The 14,129-nt window shown below is 72.9% G+C and carries 12 protein-coding genes; 4 read left to right on the forward strand and 8 right to left on the reverse strand.

Going from position 1 to position 14,129, the window contains the following annotated elements:
* Positions 1-79 precede the first annotated feature (79 nt).
* From ACFC2L_RS04000 to ACFC2L_RS04015, 4 genes are all read right to left on the reverse strand, one after another.
* A complete protein-coding gene (locus tag ACFC2L_RS04000; protein WP_375823007.1) occupies positions 80-1,333 on the reverse strand; it encodes an ABC transporter ATP-binding protein in 1,254 nt (417 codons plus the stop codon).
* Positions 1,334-1,451: 118 nt separating this feature from the next.
* Positions 1,452-2,303, reverse strand: coding sequence for a carbohydrate ABC transporter permease (locus ACFC2L_RS04005; RefSeq protein WP_375823008.1), 852 nt, complete (start codon positions 2,301-2,303; stop codon positions 1,452-1,454).
* Positions 2,303-3,352: a carbohydrate ABC transporter permease gene (locus ACFC2L_RS04010; RefSeq protein WP_375823009.1), complete on the reverse strand. Its 1,050-nt coding sequence runs from the start codon at positions 3,350-3,352 to the stop codon at positions 2,303-2,305. Before ACFC2L_RS04010 ends, ACFC2L_RS04005 begins: the two co-directional genes overlap by 1 nt.
* Positions 3,349-4,641 carry an extracellular solute-binding protein gene (locus ACFC2L_RS04015; protein WP_375823010.1) on the reverse strand — a complete coding sequence of 431 codons (1,293 nt, stop codon included), beginning with the start codon at positions 4,639-4,641 and terminating at the stop codon, positions 3,349-3,351. Before ACFC2L_RS04015 ends, ACFC2L_RS04010 begins: the two co-directional genes overlap by 4 nt.
* Before the next feature lie 125 nt (positions 4,642-4,766).
* On the opposite strand from ACFC2L_RS04015, the gene ACFC2L_RS04020 reads away from it, so the two are divergent.
* The gene (locus tag ACFC2L_RS04020; RefSeq protein ID WP_375823011.1) at positions 4,767-5,438 is read left to right on the forward strand and encodes a carbonic anhydrase; all 672 of its coding nucleotides are present in this window, start codon (positions 4,767-4,769) and stop codon (positions 5,436-5,438) included.
* A gap of 97 nt (positions 5,439-5,535) precedes the next feature.
* Positions 5,536-6,981, forward strand: coding sequence for a class II fumarate hydratase (locus ACFC2L_RS04025; RefSeq protein WP_375823012.1), 1,446 nt, complete (start codon positions 5,536-5,538; stop codon positions 6,979-6,981).
* Positions 6,982-7,049: 68 nt separating this feature from the next.
* Here ACFC2L_RS04025 and ACFC2L_RS04030 read toward each other — a convergent pair whose 3' ends face one another.
* The 4 genes from ACFC2L_RS04030 to ACFC2L_RS04045 form a co-directional block, all read right to left on the reverse strand.
* Positions 7,050-7,289, reverse strand: coding sequence for a TM2 domain-containing protein (locus ACFC2L_RS04030; RefSeq protein WP_375823013.1), 240 nt, complete (start codon positions 7,287-7,289; stop codon positions 7,050-7,052).
* A gap of 136 nt (positions 7,290-7,425) precedes the next feature.
* A complete protein-coding gene (locus ACFC2L_RS04035; protein WP_375823014.1) occupies positions 7,426-8,805 on the reverse strand; it encodes a PhoH family protein in 1,380 nt (459 codons plus the stop codon).
* Between the two features lie 340 nt (positions 8,806-9,145).
* The gene (locus tag ACFC2L_RS04040; protein WP_375823015.1) at positions 9,146-10,792 is read right to left on the reverse strand and encodes a DHA2 family efflux MFS transporter permease subunit; all 1,647 of its coding nucleotides are present in this window, start codon (positions 10,790-10,792) and stop codon (positions 9,146-9,148) included.
* Complete coding sequence (locus tag ACFC2L_RS04045; protein ID WP_375823016.1) at positions 10,789-11,409, reverse strand: PadR family transcriptional regulator; 621 nt, start codon at positions 11,407-11,409, stop codon at positions 10,789-10,791. The genes ACFC2L_RS04040 and ACFC2L_RS04045 overlap by 4 nt, the downstream gene beginning before the upstream one ends.
* Before the next feature lie 168 nt (positions 11,410-11,577).
* Between ACFC2L_RS04045 and ACFC2L_RS04050 the strand changes: the two genes are divergently transcribed.
* Both ACFC2L_RS04050 and ACFC2L_RS04055 read left to right on the forward strand, forming a co-directional pair.
* Entirely contained in the window at positions 11,578-13,044 is a 1,467-nt protein-coding gene (locus tag ACFC2L_RS04050) for an amidase (protein ID WP_375823017.1), read from the forward strand.
* Complete coding sequence (locus ACFC2L_RS04055) at positions 13,011-13,595, forward strand: DUF1697 domain-containing protein (RefSeq protein ID WP_375823018.1); 585 nt, start codon at positions 13,011-13,013, stop codon at positions 13,593-13,595. The genes ACFC2L_RS04050 and ACFC2L_RS04055 overlap by 34 nt, the downstream gene beginning before the upstream one ends.
* The last annotated feature ends 534 nt before the right edge of the window (positions 13,596-14,129 follow it).

Here is a 14,129-nt window from a genome sequence, read left to right on the forward strand (position 1 = left end):
CCGGCCCCCCCCGCGCCCCCCGCGGCCGGGGGGCGGGCGGCCGCGGGGGGGGGGCCGCGGGGGCCCCCGACGCCGCACCTCAGACCTGGGCGTCCTGCTTCTGGGCCCGTTCGAGCGACCGCTTGCGGTCCTCGGCGTTCTCCTCCTCGATGCGGTCGGCCTCGGCGTCGTCGCGCGTGAGGTTCTCGCTCGTCTCGGGGTCGAAGATCATCATCTTCGTCGGGTCGAACCACAGCTCCGTCGTGTCGCCGTCGCGCACGCGCGACGCGGAGTCCAGGGCGACGACGAACTGGCTGCGCAGGCCCTCGCCGTCGAGCTCGCGGTCCAGCTCCTCGAGCTGGCCCTTCACGGACTCGTGCATGTCGAACGGCACGTAGGCGTAGAGCTCCGCGCCGAGCCACTCCGTGACGTCGATCTGGATCTCGAACGTGTGGCCGCGGTCCTTCTTGGACGGGTCGACGAGCCGCGCGTCCTCGAAGTGCTCTGGCCGCAGCCCCACGATGACGAGGCCCCGGTCGCCGACGACCGACGCGACGTTCTCCGGCATGTCGAACTCGCCGAACGGCAGCGTGATCCGCCCGCCCGACACCTCGCCCGGCAGGAAGTTCATGGGCGGCGTGCCGATGAACCCCGCGACGAACAGGTTGACGGGCTGCTCGTAGAGCCCGCGCGGGCTCGCGACCTGCTGGAGGACACCGCGGCGCAGCACCGCGACGCGGTCGCCGAGCGTCATGGCCTCCGTCTGGTCGTGGGTGACGTAGACGGTCGTCGTGCCGAGGCGCCGCTGCAGCCTGGCGATCTCCGTGCGTGTCTGACCGCGCAGCTTGGCGTCGAGGTTGGACAGCGGCTCGTCGAAGAGGAACGCCTTCGCGTCGCGCACGATCGCGCGCCCCATCGCGACGCGCTGGCGCTGGCCGCCCGACAGGTTCGCGGGCTTGCGGTCCAGGTGCTCGCGGAGGTCGAGCATGTCGGCCGCGCGCTCGACCTTCTCGCGGATCTCCTCCTCGCTGTGCTTGCCCTTGGCGAGGCGCAGCGGGAACGCGATGTTCTCGGCGACCGTGAGGTGCGGGTACAGCGCGTAGTTCTGGAACACCATCGCGAGGTCGCGCTCGCGTGGCGCCTTCTCGTTGACGCGCGTGCCGTCGATGTCGAGCTCGCCGGAGGTGATGTCCTCGAGCCCGACGATCATGCGCAGGACCGTCGACTTCCCCGAGCCGGACGGGCCGACGAGGATGACGAACTCGCCGTCGGCGATGTCGAGGTTCACGCGGTCCACCGCGAGGAACCCGTCGCCGTAGCGCTTGACGATGTCCTTGAGGGTGATCGACGCCATCAGCTCTCTCCTCGGGTTCGGCGTGCGGCACGGTGCGCGACGGCGCGGGCGGGGCGCGGCGGTGCCGCGGCGGGCAGCAGGGGCGGCTGCCGGGTGGTCGCCCGGCGATCGGTCGTGCTCATCCCTTCACCGCCCCCTGGGTCAGGCCGGAGACGATCTGACGCTGGAAGAGCACGACGAGGACGACGACCGGGATCGTCACGACGACGGCCGCCGCGGAGATCGCTCCGGTCGGCTCCTCGAAGTACGACGCGCCGGTGAAGAACGCCAGCGCTGCCGGGACCGGGCGCGCGGCGCTCGTCGACGTGAGCGAGATGCCGTAGACGAAGTCGTTCCACGCGATGAAGAAGGCGATGAGCGCCGTCGTGAAGACGCCGGGCGCCGCGAGCGGCACGATCGCCTTGCGGAACGCCTGCCAGGGGGTCGCCCCGTCGACCTGCGCGGCCTGCTCCAGCTCCCACGGGATCTGCCGGAAGAACGCCGCGAGCGTCCAGATGGAGATCGGGAGCGTGAGCGACAGGTACGGGATGATGAGGCCGAGCCACGTGTCGTACAGGCCGATGTTGCGCCAGAGGTTGAACAGCGGCGTGACGATCGAGACGACCGGGAAGATCGAGACGCCGAGCGCCGTCGTGAGGATGAGGCGCTTGCCCGGGAAGTCGAGGCGGGCGATCGCGTAGGCGCACAGCGTCGCGAGCACGACGGCGATGACGGTCGCGATGAGCGAGATGCCGATCGAGTTGCGCAGGGCGGAGAGGAACAGCTCCTGCGCCGAGCCGTCCGACGCGAGGATCTGCTCGTAGTTCTCGGTGCTCCACCGCGGCGGGAGGAACGTCCCGGAGTTGATGTCGCTCGACGCCTTGAAGCTCGTCATGAAGATCGACAGCACGGGGAACAGCGCCCCGACGAGGACGACGACCGTGATGACGGCCCACCAGATCTTGGCCCGGGTGCTGAGGACGCTGCCCATCACTTCTCCCCCCTCGCGCCGGCGAGATCCACCTTGAAGAGCTTGATCGCGATGAAGCAGATGAGCACGACGCACAGGAACAGCAGCACCGAGATGGCCGATCCCATGCCGATCTGGAGCTGGCCGATCGAGGTGCGGTAGGCGAGCAGCGACAGCACCTCGGTGCCGTTCGCGCCGTTCGTCATGATGAAGACGTTGTCGAAGATGCGGAACGCGTCGAGCGCGCGGAACAGGACGGCGACCATGATCGCGGCCTTCATGTTCGGCACGATGACGCGCGTGAACCGCTGCCACGCGGTCGCGCCGTCGACCTTCGCGGCCTCCTCGAGATCGCCCGGCACCTGCGCCAGGCCGGCGAGGAGCAGGAGGGAGATGAACGGCGTCGTCTTCCAGACCTCGGACATGATGATGACGAACAGGCTCGTGCCCTGCTGGGCGAACCAGTTGAGGTCGGGACCGATGCCGGGCACCCAGTCGAACCAGTGGTTGACGTACCCGGACGTGATGTCGAACGCGTAGAACCACGCGAACGCCGAGACGACCGTGATGATCCCGTACGGCACGAGGATCGCGGTGCGCAGCAGCCCGCGCAGGCGCTTGATCGCGCGGTGCATGACGAGCGCGAGCGCGAAGCCCAGGACGAGCTCGATCGCGACGGTGATCACGGTGATGAGGACGGTGACCCACAGGGCCTTCCACCACACGGGGTCCGTGAGGATCACGACGTAGTTGTTGAGCCCGACGAACGCGCGGTCGTCCGGGGCGGTGAGCTTGTAGTTGAAGAGCGAGTCGTAGACCGCCTGCAGGATCGGGTACAGCGTCACGGCGAGCATGACGACGAACGCCGGCCCGGCGAGGTACCACCCGAGGCGCGCCTCGGCGCGGGCCCGGTCGCTGCGCGCGGCCTTCGCGGCGGCGTCGGGCGCGCCGCGGGCGTCGTCCCGGGACCCGCGGCGGGTCTCGCGACGGGCTGAAGCCTCCTCGGTCGTGGTCGACGGCGTGGCGTGCCGGCCGCGGGGTGCGGGCTCGGCGGGAGGTCCGGCGTTCACAGGAGTCGCTCCCCTCGCAGGACGGCGGTGATGAACTCGGTGGACTGCTGCGGGGTCGTGTCGGGGTCGACGGACGCCGGTGGGTACCACGTCTGCTGCAGGCCCGTGGAGACCTCGTTGTAGAACGGCGTCTGCGGTCGCGGCGCGGCCTGGTCGAGCGAGTCGCGGATGACGTCGTACATGGGGAAGGCCTTCTGGACGTCGGGGTCGTCGTAGGCTTTGATGCTCGCGGCGGGGTTGCCGTTGGTCACGAAGTACTCGGCCTGGTTCTCCGGGCTGACGATGCACTGCGCCGCCTCGTACGCGAGGTCGGTGTGCTTGCCGAACGCGCCGATGCCGAGCGAGATGCCGCCGTAGGGCGGACGGGCGTCCTCGCCCTCCGTGGTCTGCGGGTAGAGGGCCCAGCCGATGTCGTCGAGCAGGGACTGGTCGAGCGACCCCGCGTCGACCGCGCCCTGGGTGGAGGACCAGACGAACGGCCAGTTGACCATGAACGATCCGCTGTCGCCCTGGAACTTCGTCAGGGACGCCGGCTCGTCCTCGCTCGGCAGCCCGGGGCCGCCCACGCCCGACGTGCCGATCTCGCCGATGATGGTCGCGGCCGCCTTGCCCGCGTCGGTGTCGAGGCCGAGCTTCACCTCGTCCGCCGGCGCCTCCGGGTTCTCGAGGATGTGCCCGCCCGCGCCCTCGACGAGCGCGTTGATCCACACCGTGAGCGACTCTGCCTTGGCGCCCTGGACCGCGAGGAGCTTGTCCTGGTCCTGCGCGGCCTTCATGATCTGGTCCCACGTGACGGGCTGCGACATGTCGAGCCCCGCGGCCTCGGCGACCGACTTGCGGTACCAGAGGAGCTGGGTGTTGGCCCAGAACGGGATGGCGACCAGCTCGTCCTTCCACGTCGACGCGTCGATCGCGCCCTGCACGACGTCCTGCGTCGTCGCGTCGGCGACGTCGGCGGGCACCGGCGCGAGGAAGTCGGCCTCCGCGAACTCCGCGATGAAGACCGGGTCGAGGCTCATGACGTCGATCGACGAGTCCTTCGCCGCGAGGCGGCGGGCGAGCTGCTCGCGCTGCGACGCGGCGTCGCGCGGCAGCAGCTCGGTCTGGATCCGGTACGCGCCCCCGGCAGCCTCCGTGCAGGACGCGGCGATGTCGGCCTGCCCCCCGTTGTCCGGGTTGATGTACCACGTGAGCACCGGCGTCCCGTCGTCGCCCGGGCCGCACGCGGCGAGCGGCGCCACGAGCCCCACGGCGACGAGGACGGCGAGCGCTCGGGTGCGTCGACGCACGTCAGCTCCCCTCGGTCGCGGCCAGCCGGTCTCCCGGCGTCCCCCTCCATGGCTACACCCGGACCCGGTGGTTCGCCATGCGAACGGCTCCGGCCTGCGCGGACGCGGGCTGCGATCATGAGGCCATGACGTCTGCCTCCCCGACCCCCGCCCCCCTCACCCCGGCCGAGGCCTGGGCGACCCTGCGCTCCGGCAACGACCGGTTCGTCGCGGACGCCCCGCTCCATCCGTCGCAGGGCGCGGACCGACGGCGGGAGACGTCGTCGTCGCAGCACCCCCACACCGTGCTGTTCGGGTGCTCGGACTCGCGCGTCGCGGCGGAGATCATCTTCGACCAGGGCCTGGGCGACATGTTCGTCGTGCGCACGGCGGGCCACGTCGTCGACACGACCGTGCTCGGGTCGATCGAGTACGGGGTCGAGCTCCTGTCCGTGCCGCTCGTCGTGGTGCTGGGGCACGACTCGTGCGGCGCCGTCGGAGCCGCGGTGGACACGCTGACGACCGGCGCCCAGGCGGACGGGTTCGTCCGCGCCGTGGTCGACCGCGTCATCCCGTCGATCGCGAAGATCACCGGCGCCGGGAACGGCTCGCTGGAGAACCTCGACCCGGCCGTGCTGCGCCGCGAGCACGTGCGCAACACGGTCGACATGCTCCACTCGTACTCCGCCGGGCTCGCGGCCGCGGTCGCGGAGGGGCGCTGCGCGATCGTCGGCGTCGAGTACGACTTCGCCGAGGGCCGCGCCCGCCTGGTCGACGTCGTGGGCGACGTCGGCGAGGCACCGCTCGCCGACGACTGAGGCCCCGGCACCGGCGCCCGGCCGGGCCGCCCGCACCCCGCGTGACCTGGGTCACGCGGGTTGCGGGAGCCCGCGCGCGGTGCGGCAGGATGGCCCCATGACTGCATCTCCCGAGGCCTCCGGCGCCGCCGCCGGCGAGGCCGCACCGACGACCGAGTACCGCATCGAGCACGACACCATGGGCGAGGTGCGCGTCCCCGCGCAGGCTCTCTACCGCGCGCAGACGCAGCGCGCCGTGGAGAACTTCCCGATCTCCGGCACCCCGCTCGAGCGCGGCCACATCGAGGCCCTCGCGCGCGTGAAGAAGGCCGCGGCCCGGGCGAACGCCGAGCTCGGCGTGCTCGACGAGGACGTCGCCGCCGCCATCGTCGCCGCGGCCGACGAGGTCGCCTCCGGCGCGCACGACGCGCACTTCCCGGTGGACGTCTACCAGACGGGGTCCGGGACGTCGTCGAACATGAACACGAACGAGGTCCTCGCGACGCTCGCCACGCGCTCGCTCGGGCGCGACGTGCACCCGAACGACCACGTCAACGCCTCGCAGTCCTCCAACGACGTGTTCCCCACGTCGGTGCACGTCGCCGCCACCGCGGGCGTCGTGCGGGACCTCGTGCCCGCGCTCGGCCACCTCGCCGAGGCGCTCGAGGCCAAGTCGGCCGAGTTCGAGACCGTCGTGAAGTCGGGCCGCACCCACCTCATGGACGCCACCCCCGTCACGCTCGGGCAGGAGTTCGGCGGCTACGCCGCCGCGATCCGCTACGGCGTCGAGCGCCTCGAGGCGGCCCTGCCCCGCGCGGCCGAGGTCCCGCTCGGCGGCACCGCCGTCGGCACGGGCATCAACACGCCCGCCGGGTTCCCGCAGCGTGTCATCGCGCTGCTCGTCGAGGACACCGGCCTGCCGCTCACCGAGGCGCGCGACCACTTCGAGGCGCAGTCCTCGCGCGACGGCCTCGTCGAGCTGTCCGGCGCGCTGCGCACGATCGCCGTGTCCCTCACCAAGATCTGCAACGACCTGCGCTGGATGGGCTCCGGCCCCAACACGGGCCTCGGCGAGATCTTCATCCCCGACCTGCAGCCGGGCAGCTCGATCATGCCGGGCAAGGTCAACCCGGTCGTCCCGGAGGCCGTGCTCATGGTCGCCGCGCGCGTGATCGGCAACGACGCGACCGTGGCGTGGGCGGGCGCGTCGGGCTCGTTCGAGCTCAACGTGCAGATCCCCGTCATCGCCCAGGGCGTCCTCGAGTCGATCCGCCTCCTCGCGAACGCGTCCCGCGTGCTCGCCGACAAGACCGTCGCGGGGATCACCGCGAACGTCGAGCGGGCGCTCGCGCTCGCCGAGTCGTCGCCGTCGATCGTCACGCCGCTCAACCGCGTGATCGGCTACGAGGCGGCGGCGAAGGTCGCGAAGCACTCCGTCAACGAGGGCCTCACCGTCCGCCAGGCCGTGATCGACCTCGGGTTCGTCGAGCGCGGCGAGGTCACCGAGGCGCAGCTCGACGAGGCGCTCGACGTGCTGTCGATGACGCGCCCGCCGCAGGCCTGACCCACCGCGGAGACGGCACGACGCGGGCCAGGTGCGTTCGCACCTGGCCCGCGTCGTTCAGCCTTCGCTCAGGTCCACTGGGTGAGCTTGCGCCCCTCCTTGTCCCGGAACGCGCCGACGATCAGCATGATGAGGTCGACGAGCGTCCAGACCCCGAACGCGCCGAGCGTGAGGATCATGAGCACGCCGGTGCCGATCTTCCCGACGTAGAAGCGGTGCACGCCCAGCGTGCCGAGGAAGAAGCAGAGCAGCACCGCGGGCAGCAGGAGCTTGGGGCTCGTGGCCTGGTTCGAGACGGGGACGGACATGGGGCTTCCTCCGGGAAGTCGAGTGACGGGCACGGCGCCCACCACGACGGCGGCCGAAGCGTAGCGTGCCGTGGTGGGTCCGTGGATCCGTCCGCGGAGATTTCACCCGCCTCCGGAGACGCGCGCGCGACGCGCCTCAGACCTCGATCGACTCGAGCATCTCCGTGACGAGCGCCGCGACGGGCGAGCGCTCGGAGCGCGTGAGCGTCACGTGCGCGAACAACGGGTGGCCCTTGAGCGCCTCGATGACCGCGGCGACGCCGTCGTGCCGCCCGACGCGCAGGTTGTCGCGCTGCGCGACGTCGTGGGTGAGGACGACGCGCGACGACTGACCGATGCGCGAGAGGACCGTGAGCAGCACGTTGCGCTCGAGCGACTGGGCCTCGTCGACGATGACGAACGCGTCGTGCAGCGAGCGCCCGCGGATGTGCGTGAGCGGCAGCACCTCGAGCATCTCGCGGTCGATCACCTCGTCCAGCACCTGGGGCGAGACCAGCGCGCCGAGCGTGTCGTAGACGGCCTGCGCCCACGGGTTCATCTTCTCGGCCTCGGAGCCGGGGAGGTACCCGAGCTCCTGGCCGCCCACCGCGTAGAGCGGGCGGAACACCATGACCTTGCGGTGCTGCCGACGCTCCATGACCGCCTCCAGCCCTGCGCACAGCGCGAGCGCCGACTTGCCCGTCCCCGCCCGGCCGCCGAGCGACACGATGCCGACGGACTCGTCGAGGAGCAGGTCGATCGCGACGCGCTGCTCCGCCGAGCGACCGTGCAGACCGAAGAGCTCGCGGTCGCCGCGCACGAGCTGCACGTGCTTGTCCGCCGTGACGCGGCCGAGCGCGGAGCCGCGCGGCGAGTGCACCACGAGGCCCGTGTGGCAGTGCAGGGGTCCGGCGGCCTCGACGACCTCCGGGTCGAGGCTCGTGAGCTCGACGGACTCGTGCTCCCAGAGCGACGCCGCCTCGGCGTCCGTGAAGGAGATCTCCCCCATGCCGGTCCAGCCCGAGTCGACGGCGAGCTCGTGGCGGTACTCCTCCGCGCGCAGCCCGACCGCCGACGCCTTGACCCGCATCGGCAGGTCCTTGGACACGACCGTCACGTCGTGCCCCTCCGCCGCGAGGTTCGCGGCGACGGAGAGGATGCGCGTGTCGTTGTCCCCCAGCCGGAAGCCGGCGGGCAGCACGTCGGGATCGGTGTGGTTGAGCTCGACGCGCAGGGTCCCGCCGACGTCCCCGACCGGGATCGGGGCGTCGAGCCGGCCGTGCTTCACGCGCAGGTCGTCGAGCATGCGCAGCGCGCTGCGGGCGAAGTACCCGAGCTCCGCGTGGTGGCGCTTGGCCTCCAGCTCGGTGATGACGACGACCGGGAGGACGACGTCGTGCTCGGCGAACCGCCCGATCGCGCGGGGGTCGCTCAGCAGGACCGAGGTGTCGACGACGAACGTGCGGCGCGCGTCGTCGTCTCTCGCGTCATCCTGCGGGGTGGGTGAGGTACCGGGGGTGGGTGAGGTGCGGACCACGAGGGCTCCCCTCCGGCGCGCGGGCGCCGTTCTCTCTCTGGGCGAGGCGGGCGACCGGCCGTCGGGCCGTGGGTGCCACGGCTCAGCAGCGCCGGTGCCGGCCCTCCTGAGCGGAGCGTGAACCCCATCGGCTGGCCTCCCGGAGGACGGCGGTGGTGCCGTCCGTCTCATCGAAACTACGCCGGTGTGATTCCGCTCACCACCCCCGACACGCCTCCGGGGCGAGGTTTAACCCTCCGTTCACGCGGTGGTCCGGAAGCGTGCTCCGCGAGATCGGCCCGAGCGTTCGAGATCGACCCTCGGGAGGCCGATCTCGCGACGTACGGGCCGATCTCGCGGGTCAGTGCTCGACGTGCTTCGGTGTCATCGCGATCGCGCACACGAAGCCGAGCACCAGGACCGCGGCCGTGACCGCGAGCGTCTGCCCGACGGCGGTCGCGAACCCCTGGTGGAACGCGGCGGTGGCGGCGTCGGTCACCTGGCGCGCGACGTCGTCGGGCACCCCGGGCGGGAGCGGGAAGGAGCCGCCCTGGCCGCCCTGGAGCGACCCGGCGTTCGCGAAGCCGTCGACGAACTGCTGGCGGAACTGCTCGGGGAGGGAGGCCGCCGCGTCCTGCGCGGCGGCGGGGAGGGTGACGGCGAGGCGCGCGGTGAGGGTCGCGACGATCGCCGCCGAGCCGATGACGCCGCCCACCTGGCGCGTGGTGTTGAACGCGCCCGCCCCGGCGCCCGCGGTGCGGTGGTCGAGGCCCGACGTCGCGAGGTTGGCGAGCGGCGAGAACACGCAGCCGGTGCCGATGCCGAACAGCGTCATGGGCAGCACGATCGTCACGACCGACACCCCCGGGCCGACGACCAGGGCGAGCCACCCGATCGCGACCGCGAGGACGCCGAACCCGGTCGCTACGACCCACTTGGCGGGCACCCTGTCGGACAGGCGACCCGCGAGCGGCGCCACGATCCCCGACACCAGCGACCCCGGCAGGTTGACGAGGGCGGCGTGCAGCGGCGACAGCCCGAGGATCGACTGCAGGTAGATCGTCAGGGGGAAGAAGATCCCGATCATCGCGAACGAGACGGACATGCCCGCGATGTTCGCGAGCGAGAAGTTGCGGGAGTGGAAGAGCCGCAGGGGCAGGAGCGCGCCGTCGCCGAGGTGGCGCTGCCACAGGACGAAGCCCACGAGCACGAGCAGCCCGGCGCCGATGACGCCCCAGACCGTGATCGGCCCGGTGATGGTGCCCCAGTCGTACGTCTCGCCCTCCTGGAGGCCGAAGACGACGGCGAACAGGCCGACGACCGAGAGCACGACGCCGAGGACGTCGAACGAGCGCTTGTTCGTCGCGAGGCGCGGCAGGCGCGTGAGCGCGAACCACAGCGCGACGACGCCGACCGGCACGTTGACGAAGAAGATCCACTCCCAGCCCCACGACTCGACGAACACGCCGCCGAGCAGCGGTCCGGCGATCGTCGCGACGCCGGCGGTCGCGCCCCACAGGCCCATGGCCGCGCCGCGCTGCCGCGGCGGGAAGACGCGCGTGATCATCGCCATGGTCTGCGGCGTCATGAGCGCCGCGCCGACGCCCTGGACCACGCGCGCCGCGATGAGCATCTCGATGGATCCCGAGAACCCGCACCACGCGGACGCGATCGTGAAGACCGCGAGCCCGACGACGAACACGGGCTTGGGGCCGTACCGGTCGCCGAGGCGCCCGGCGAGCAGGAGCAGCACGGCGTAGGAGAGCAGGTAGGCGCTGTTCACCCAGCCCACCGCGACGAGCGACGCGTCGAGCTCGGTCTGGAGCGTCGGGACGGCGATGTTCACGATCGTGGTGTCGACCATGATCATGAAGAAGCCGAGGATGAGCGGCGGCAGGATGCTCCAGGCGCTGCGGCCGTGGAGGTCGACGAGGGGCACCACGCGCGAGCCGCCGTCGGCGGGCGCCGGGGCCGTGCTCGGGCTGCTGCCCGGGGCGGGAGTGGTCACGAGGGCTCCTGAGGTGAGGTCGTGCGGGGGAAGCGGAACGCAGGCGCGGGCTGGTCGGTCCAGCTCAGCGCGCCCGACTCGAGGTCGGCGACCGTCGCGTCGAGCCACGCGATCTCGGCCTCGGCCTGGTGGAGCTGGAACGACGCGTCGAGCAGGTAGCGCCGGGGCAGCCCGCGCGTGACGACGCCGTCGAGGTGCTCGCGCACCCCGTCCGTCGCGGCCGCGAGCGCTGCCCGGCGCTCCCGCAGGAGGGCGAGGGCGTCCTCGAGCGGGAGGTCGTGCACGAGCGCGAGCCCCACCGGGAACGCCGGGTACTCGGGCGGCGTCTCGCGGACGAGGTCGCGCGTGCGGTCGTGGTGCGCGGCGACGCCCGCGTCGGTGATGGCGTAGAGGGTGCGCTCGGGCCGGTTGCCGTCGCGGTCGACGCCCGCGCGCTCGACGAGGCCGTCGCGCTCGAGCCGGTCGACCGCGTGGTAGACGGCGCCCGGGTTGAGCCGGACGAGCCGGTCGTCGCGCCGCTTGCGCAGGCGTACGAGCATCTCGTACGGGTGCATGGGTTGGTCGAGCAGCACGGCGAGCACGAGGGTCGCCGTGGGGCTCAGGCGCGGTGCGGGCACGGTCGTCTCCGGGACGGGTTCACGGCGGGGGCGGCGGACGGTGCGGGCAGGTGGCCCGGACAGGGAGGTCCGCAAGGAATATTCCGACTGGAATATACGCCGGACCCGGCGGGGTGTCGACCCCGGGCGGTTCGCGCGGTCGCGGCCCGCCGCGTAGGTTCACGAGCCATGAGCGTCACCGACCTGCTCGACCTCGACGCGACCGCCCTCGCCCACGCGCTCCGGAGCGGCGACGCCTCCCCGACGGAGGTGCTCGACGCGACGCTCGACGCCGCCACGGGCGTCGGCGCGGACGTCGGAGCGTTCACCGTCGTCACCGCCGACCTCGCGCACACGCAGGCGCTCGCCGCGGAGGCCGCGCTCGTCGCGGCACGTCGCGCGGGCTCCCTCGTCGCCGCGTCCACGGAGCCGGGCGCGCCGCCGCCGTTCCTCGGCGTCCCGTGCCCGGTCAAGGACCTCACCATGGTCGAGGGCGTGCCGATCCGCGCCGGGTCGGCCGCGATCGACCCGTTCCCGGCGCCCTACGACGACGGCGTCGCGACGCTCCTGCGCGCGGCGGGCACCGTCATGGTCGGCAAGACGACCACCCCGGAGCTCGGCCTGCCCTGCTACACCGAGCCCGACGTCGGGCCCACGGCCCGGACGCCGTGGGACCTCGCACGGTCCGCGGGCGGGTCGAGCGGCGGCGCCGCGGCCGCGGTCGCGGCACGCGTCGTCCCCGTCGCGCACGGGAGCGACGGTGGCGGCTCGCTGCGGATCCCCGCCAGCGCGTGCGGGCTCGTCGGGCTCAAGCCGTCGCGCGGGCTCGTGAGCCCCGGGCCGTACGGGGTCGACGGCGCGGGGCTCGCCACGCACGGCGTCCTCACCCGGTCGGTCCGGGACGCCGCGGCGTTCCTCGACGTGCTCGCGCGCCCGTGGCCGGGCGACACGTTCACCGCACGCCTGGCCGCCGCACCGTCGGGGCGGCGGCTCCGCGTCGGGCTCCTGCTCGACCCCGTGATCGCCGCCGACGCGCCCGTGCACCCCGCGTGCGCGGACGCGGCCAGCACGACCGCCGCGCTCCTCGCAGGGTTCGGGCACGACGTCGTCGAGATCCCCCCGCCGTTCGGCGCCGAGCGCTGGGACGCGTTCGCCGCCCTGTGGTCGGTCGGCGCGCTCCAGGCCCCCGTCCCGCCGGACCGCGAGCACCTGCTCGTCCCGCTCACGCGGTGGTTGCGCGAGCGCGGGCGCGGCGTGAGCGGGCTCGCGTACGCCACCGCCCTCGCCGGGGTGCAGCAGCTCACGCGAGAGGTCGCCGCCGCCTGGGCCGGGGTCGACGTCGTGCTCTCCCCCACGCTCGCGCAGCCGCCCGCGCTCGTCGGCAGCCAGCGGATCGACGACGACCCGGCCGCCGACTTCGCCGCACAGACCGCGTTCACCCCCTGGACCAGCGTGTGGAACCTCACCGGCCGCCCCGCGATCTCGCTCCCGCTCGGCGAGGCGCACGTGACCGACCCCGACGGGTCGTCCGCCACCGTCCCCGTGGGCGTCATGCTCGGCGCCGACCACGGGGACGACGCGCTCCTCCTCGACCTCGCCGCCCGCCTGGAGGAGGCCGCGCCGTGGTCCCACCGCCGACCGGGGACGGCGTCGTGACCGCCTACGTCGCCCTGCTGTTCGCCGTGAACGTGGGCGGGCGCAAGGTCCCGTCGACCGCGCTGCGCGAGCTCGCGGGCGAGCTCGGGTTCGCGCACGCCCGCACGGTCGTCAACAGCGGCAACCTCGTCGTCGCGCCCGGGACCTCGGGCGCGTCCGGTCCCGACGACGTCGCGCGGCTCCTGCACGACGCCGTCGCCGAACGCTTCGGCGTCGACGCCGCCGTGGCCGTGCTCACGACCGAGCGGTTGCGCAAGATCGTCCGCGGCAACCCCCTCCCCGACGACGCACAGGAGCGACCCGCCGCGCTCCTCGTCCTCGTCGGCGAGACCCCGGTCGACCCGGACGGCGCCGCCACGATCGACGACCGCGGCGGGACGGAGCGCGCCGCCGTCGCGAACGGCGTCCTGTACGTCGCCTACCCCGACGGCATCGGCCGCTCGAAGCTCACGACGGCGGTCCTCACGAAGGCCGCCGGCGCCCCGGTGACCGGCCGCAACTGGAACACCATGACCCGCCTCCTCACCCTCGCCGAGGACACCTCCGCCTGACCGCCCCGCCGAGGGGTCACGCAGGGTAGAGCCGTGGTCCGGCGAGGTAGGCGTGCTCGGAATTCAAGCCCGCGGGGTCGGGTCCGCGGCGCGGGTGTCCTCGGTGCTCGGGGCTGCGGCGCCCTCACCCTGGTCTTTCGGGCGTGGGTTCTAGGAGCGCCGCTCTGACGCCCCTTCGCATCCGAGTCCACCCCCACCGCTCAGCCGTCGGCCCACCACGGGCCTGCCGCCCGGCCGACCAGGCCATCCCCGTAAGCCGAACAGGCGACCACGGCTCGTCAGACACCCCCGACGAACCACAACCACCTGCTCGACGTCATGTCGCCACGACTCGACGCGACATCGCGACGACCAGAACCGTCGCGACGGTGACGCAACCCACGGCCACGGCGCAACGGCACCGAGAGCCGGGAGCCGGGAGCCGGGAGCCGGGAGCCGGGAGCCGGGAGCCGGGAGCCGGGAGCCGGGAGCCGGGAGCCGGGAGCCGGGAGCCGGGACGACCGTGCCACGCGGCTACCGAACGCGACAGCGGGA

Origin of the sequence: Cellulosimicrobium sp. NPDC055967 (assembly GCF_042269845.1) — a bacterium.
In the GTDB taxonomy this organism is placed as follows: domain Bacteria; phylum Actinomycetota; class Actinomycetes; order Actinomycetales; family Cellulomonadaceae; genus Cellulosimicrobium.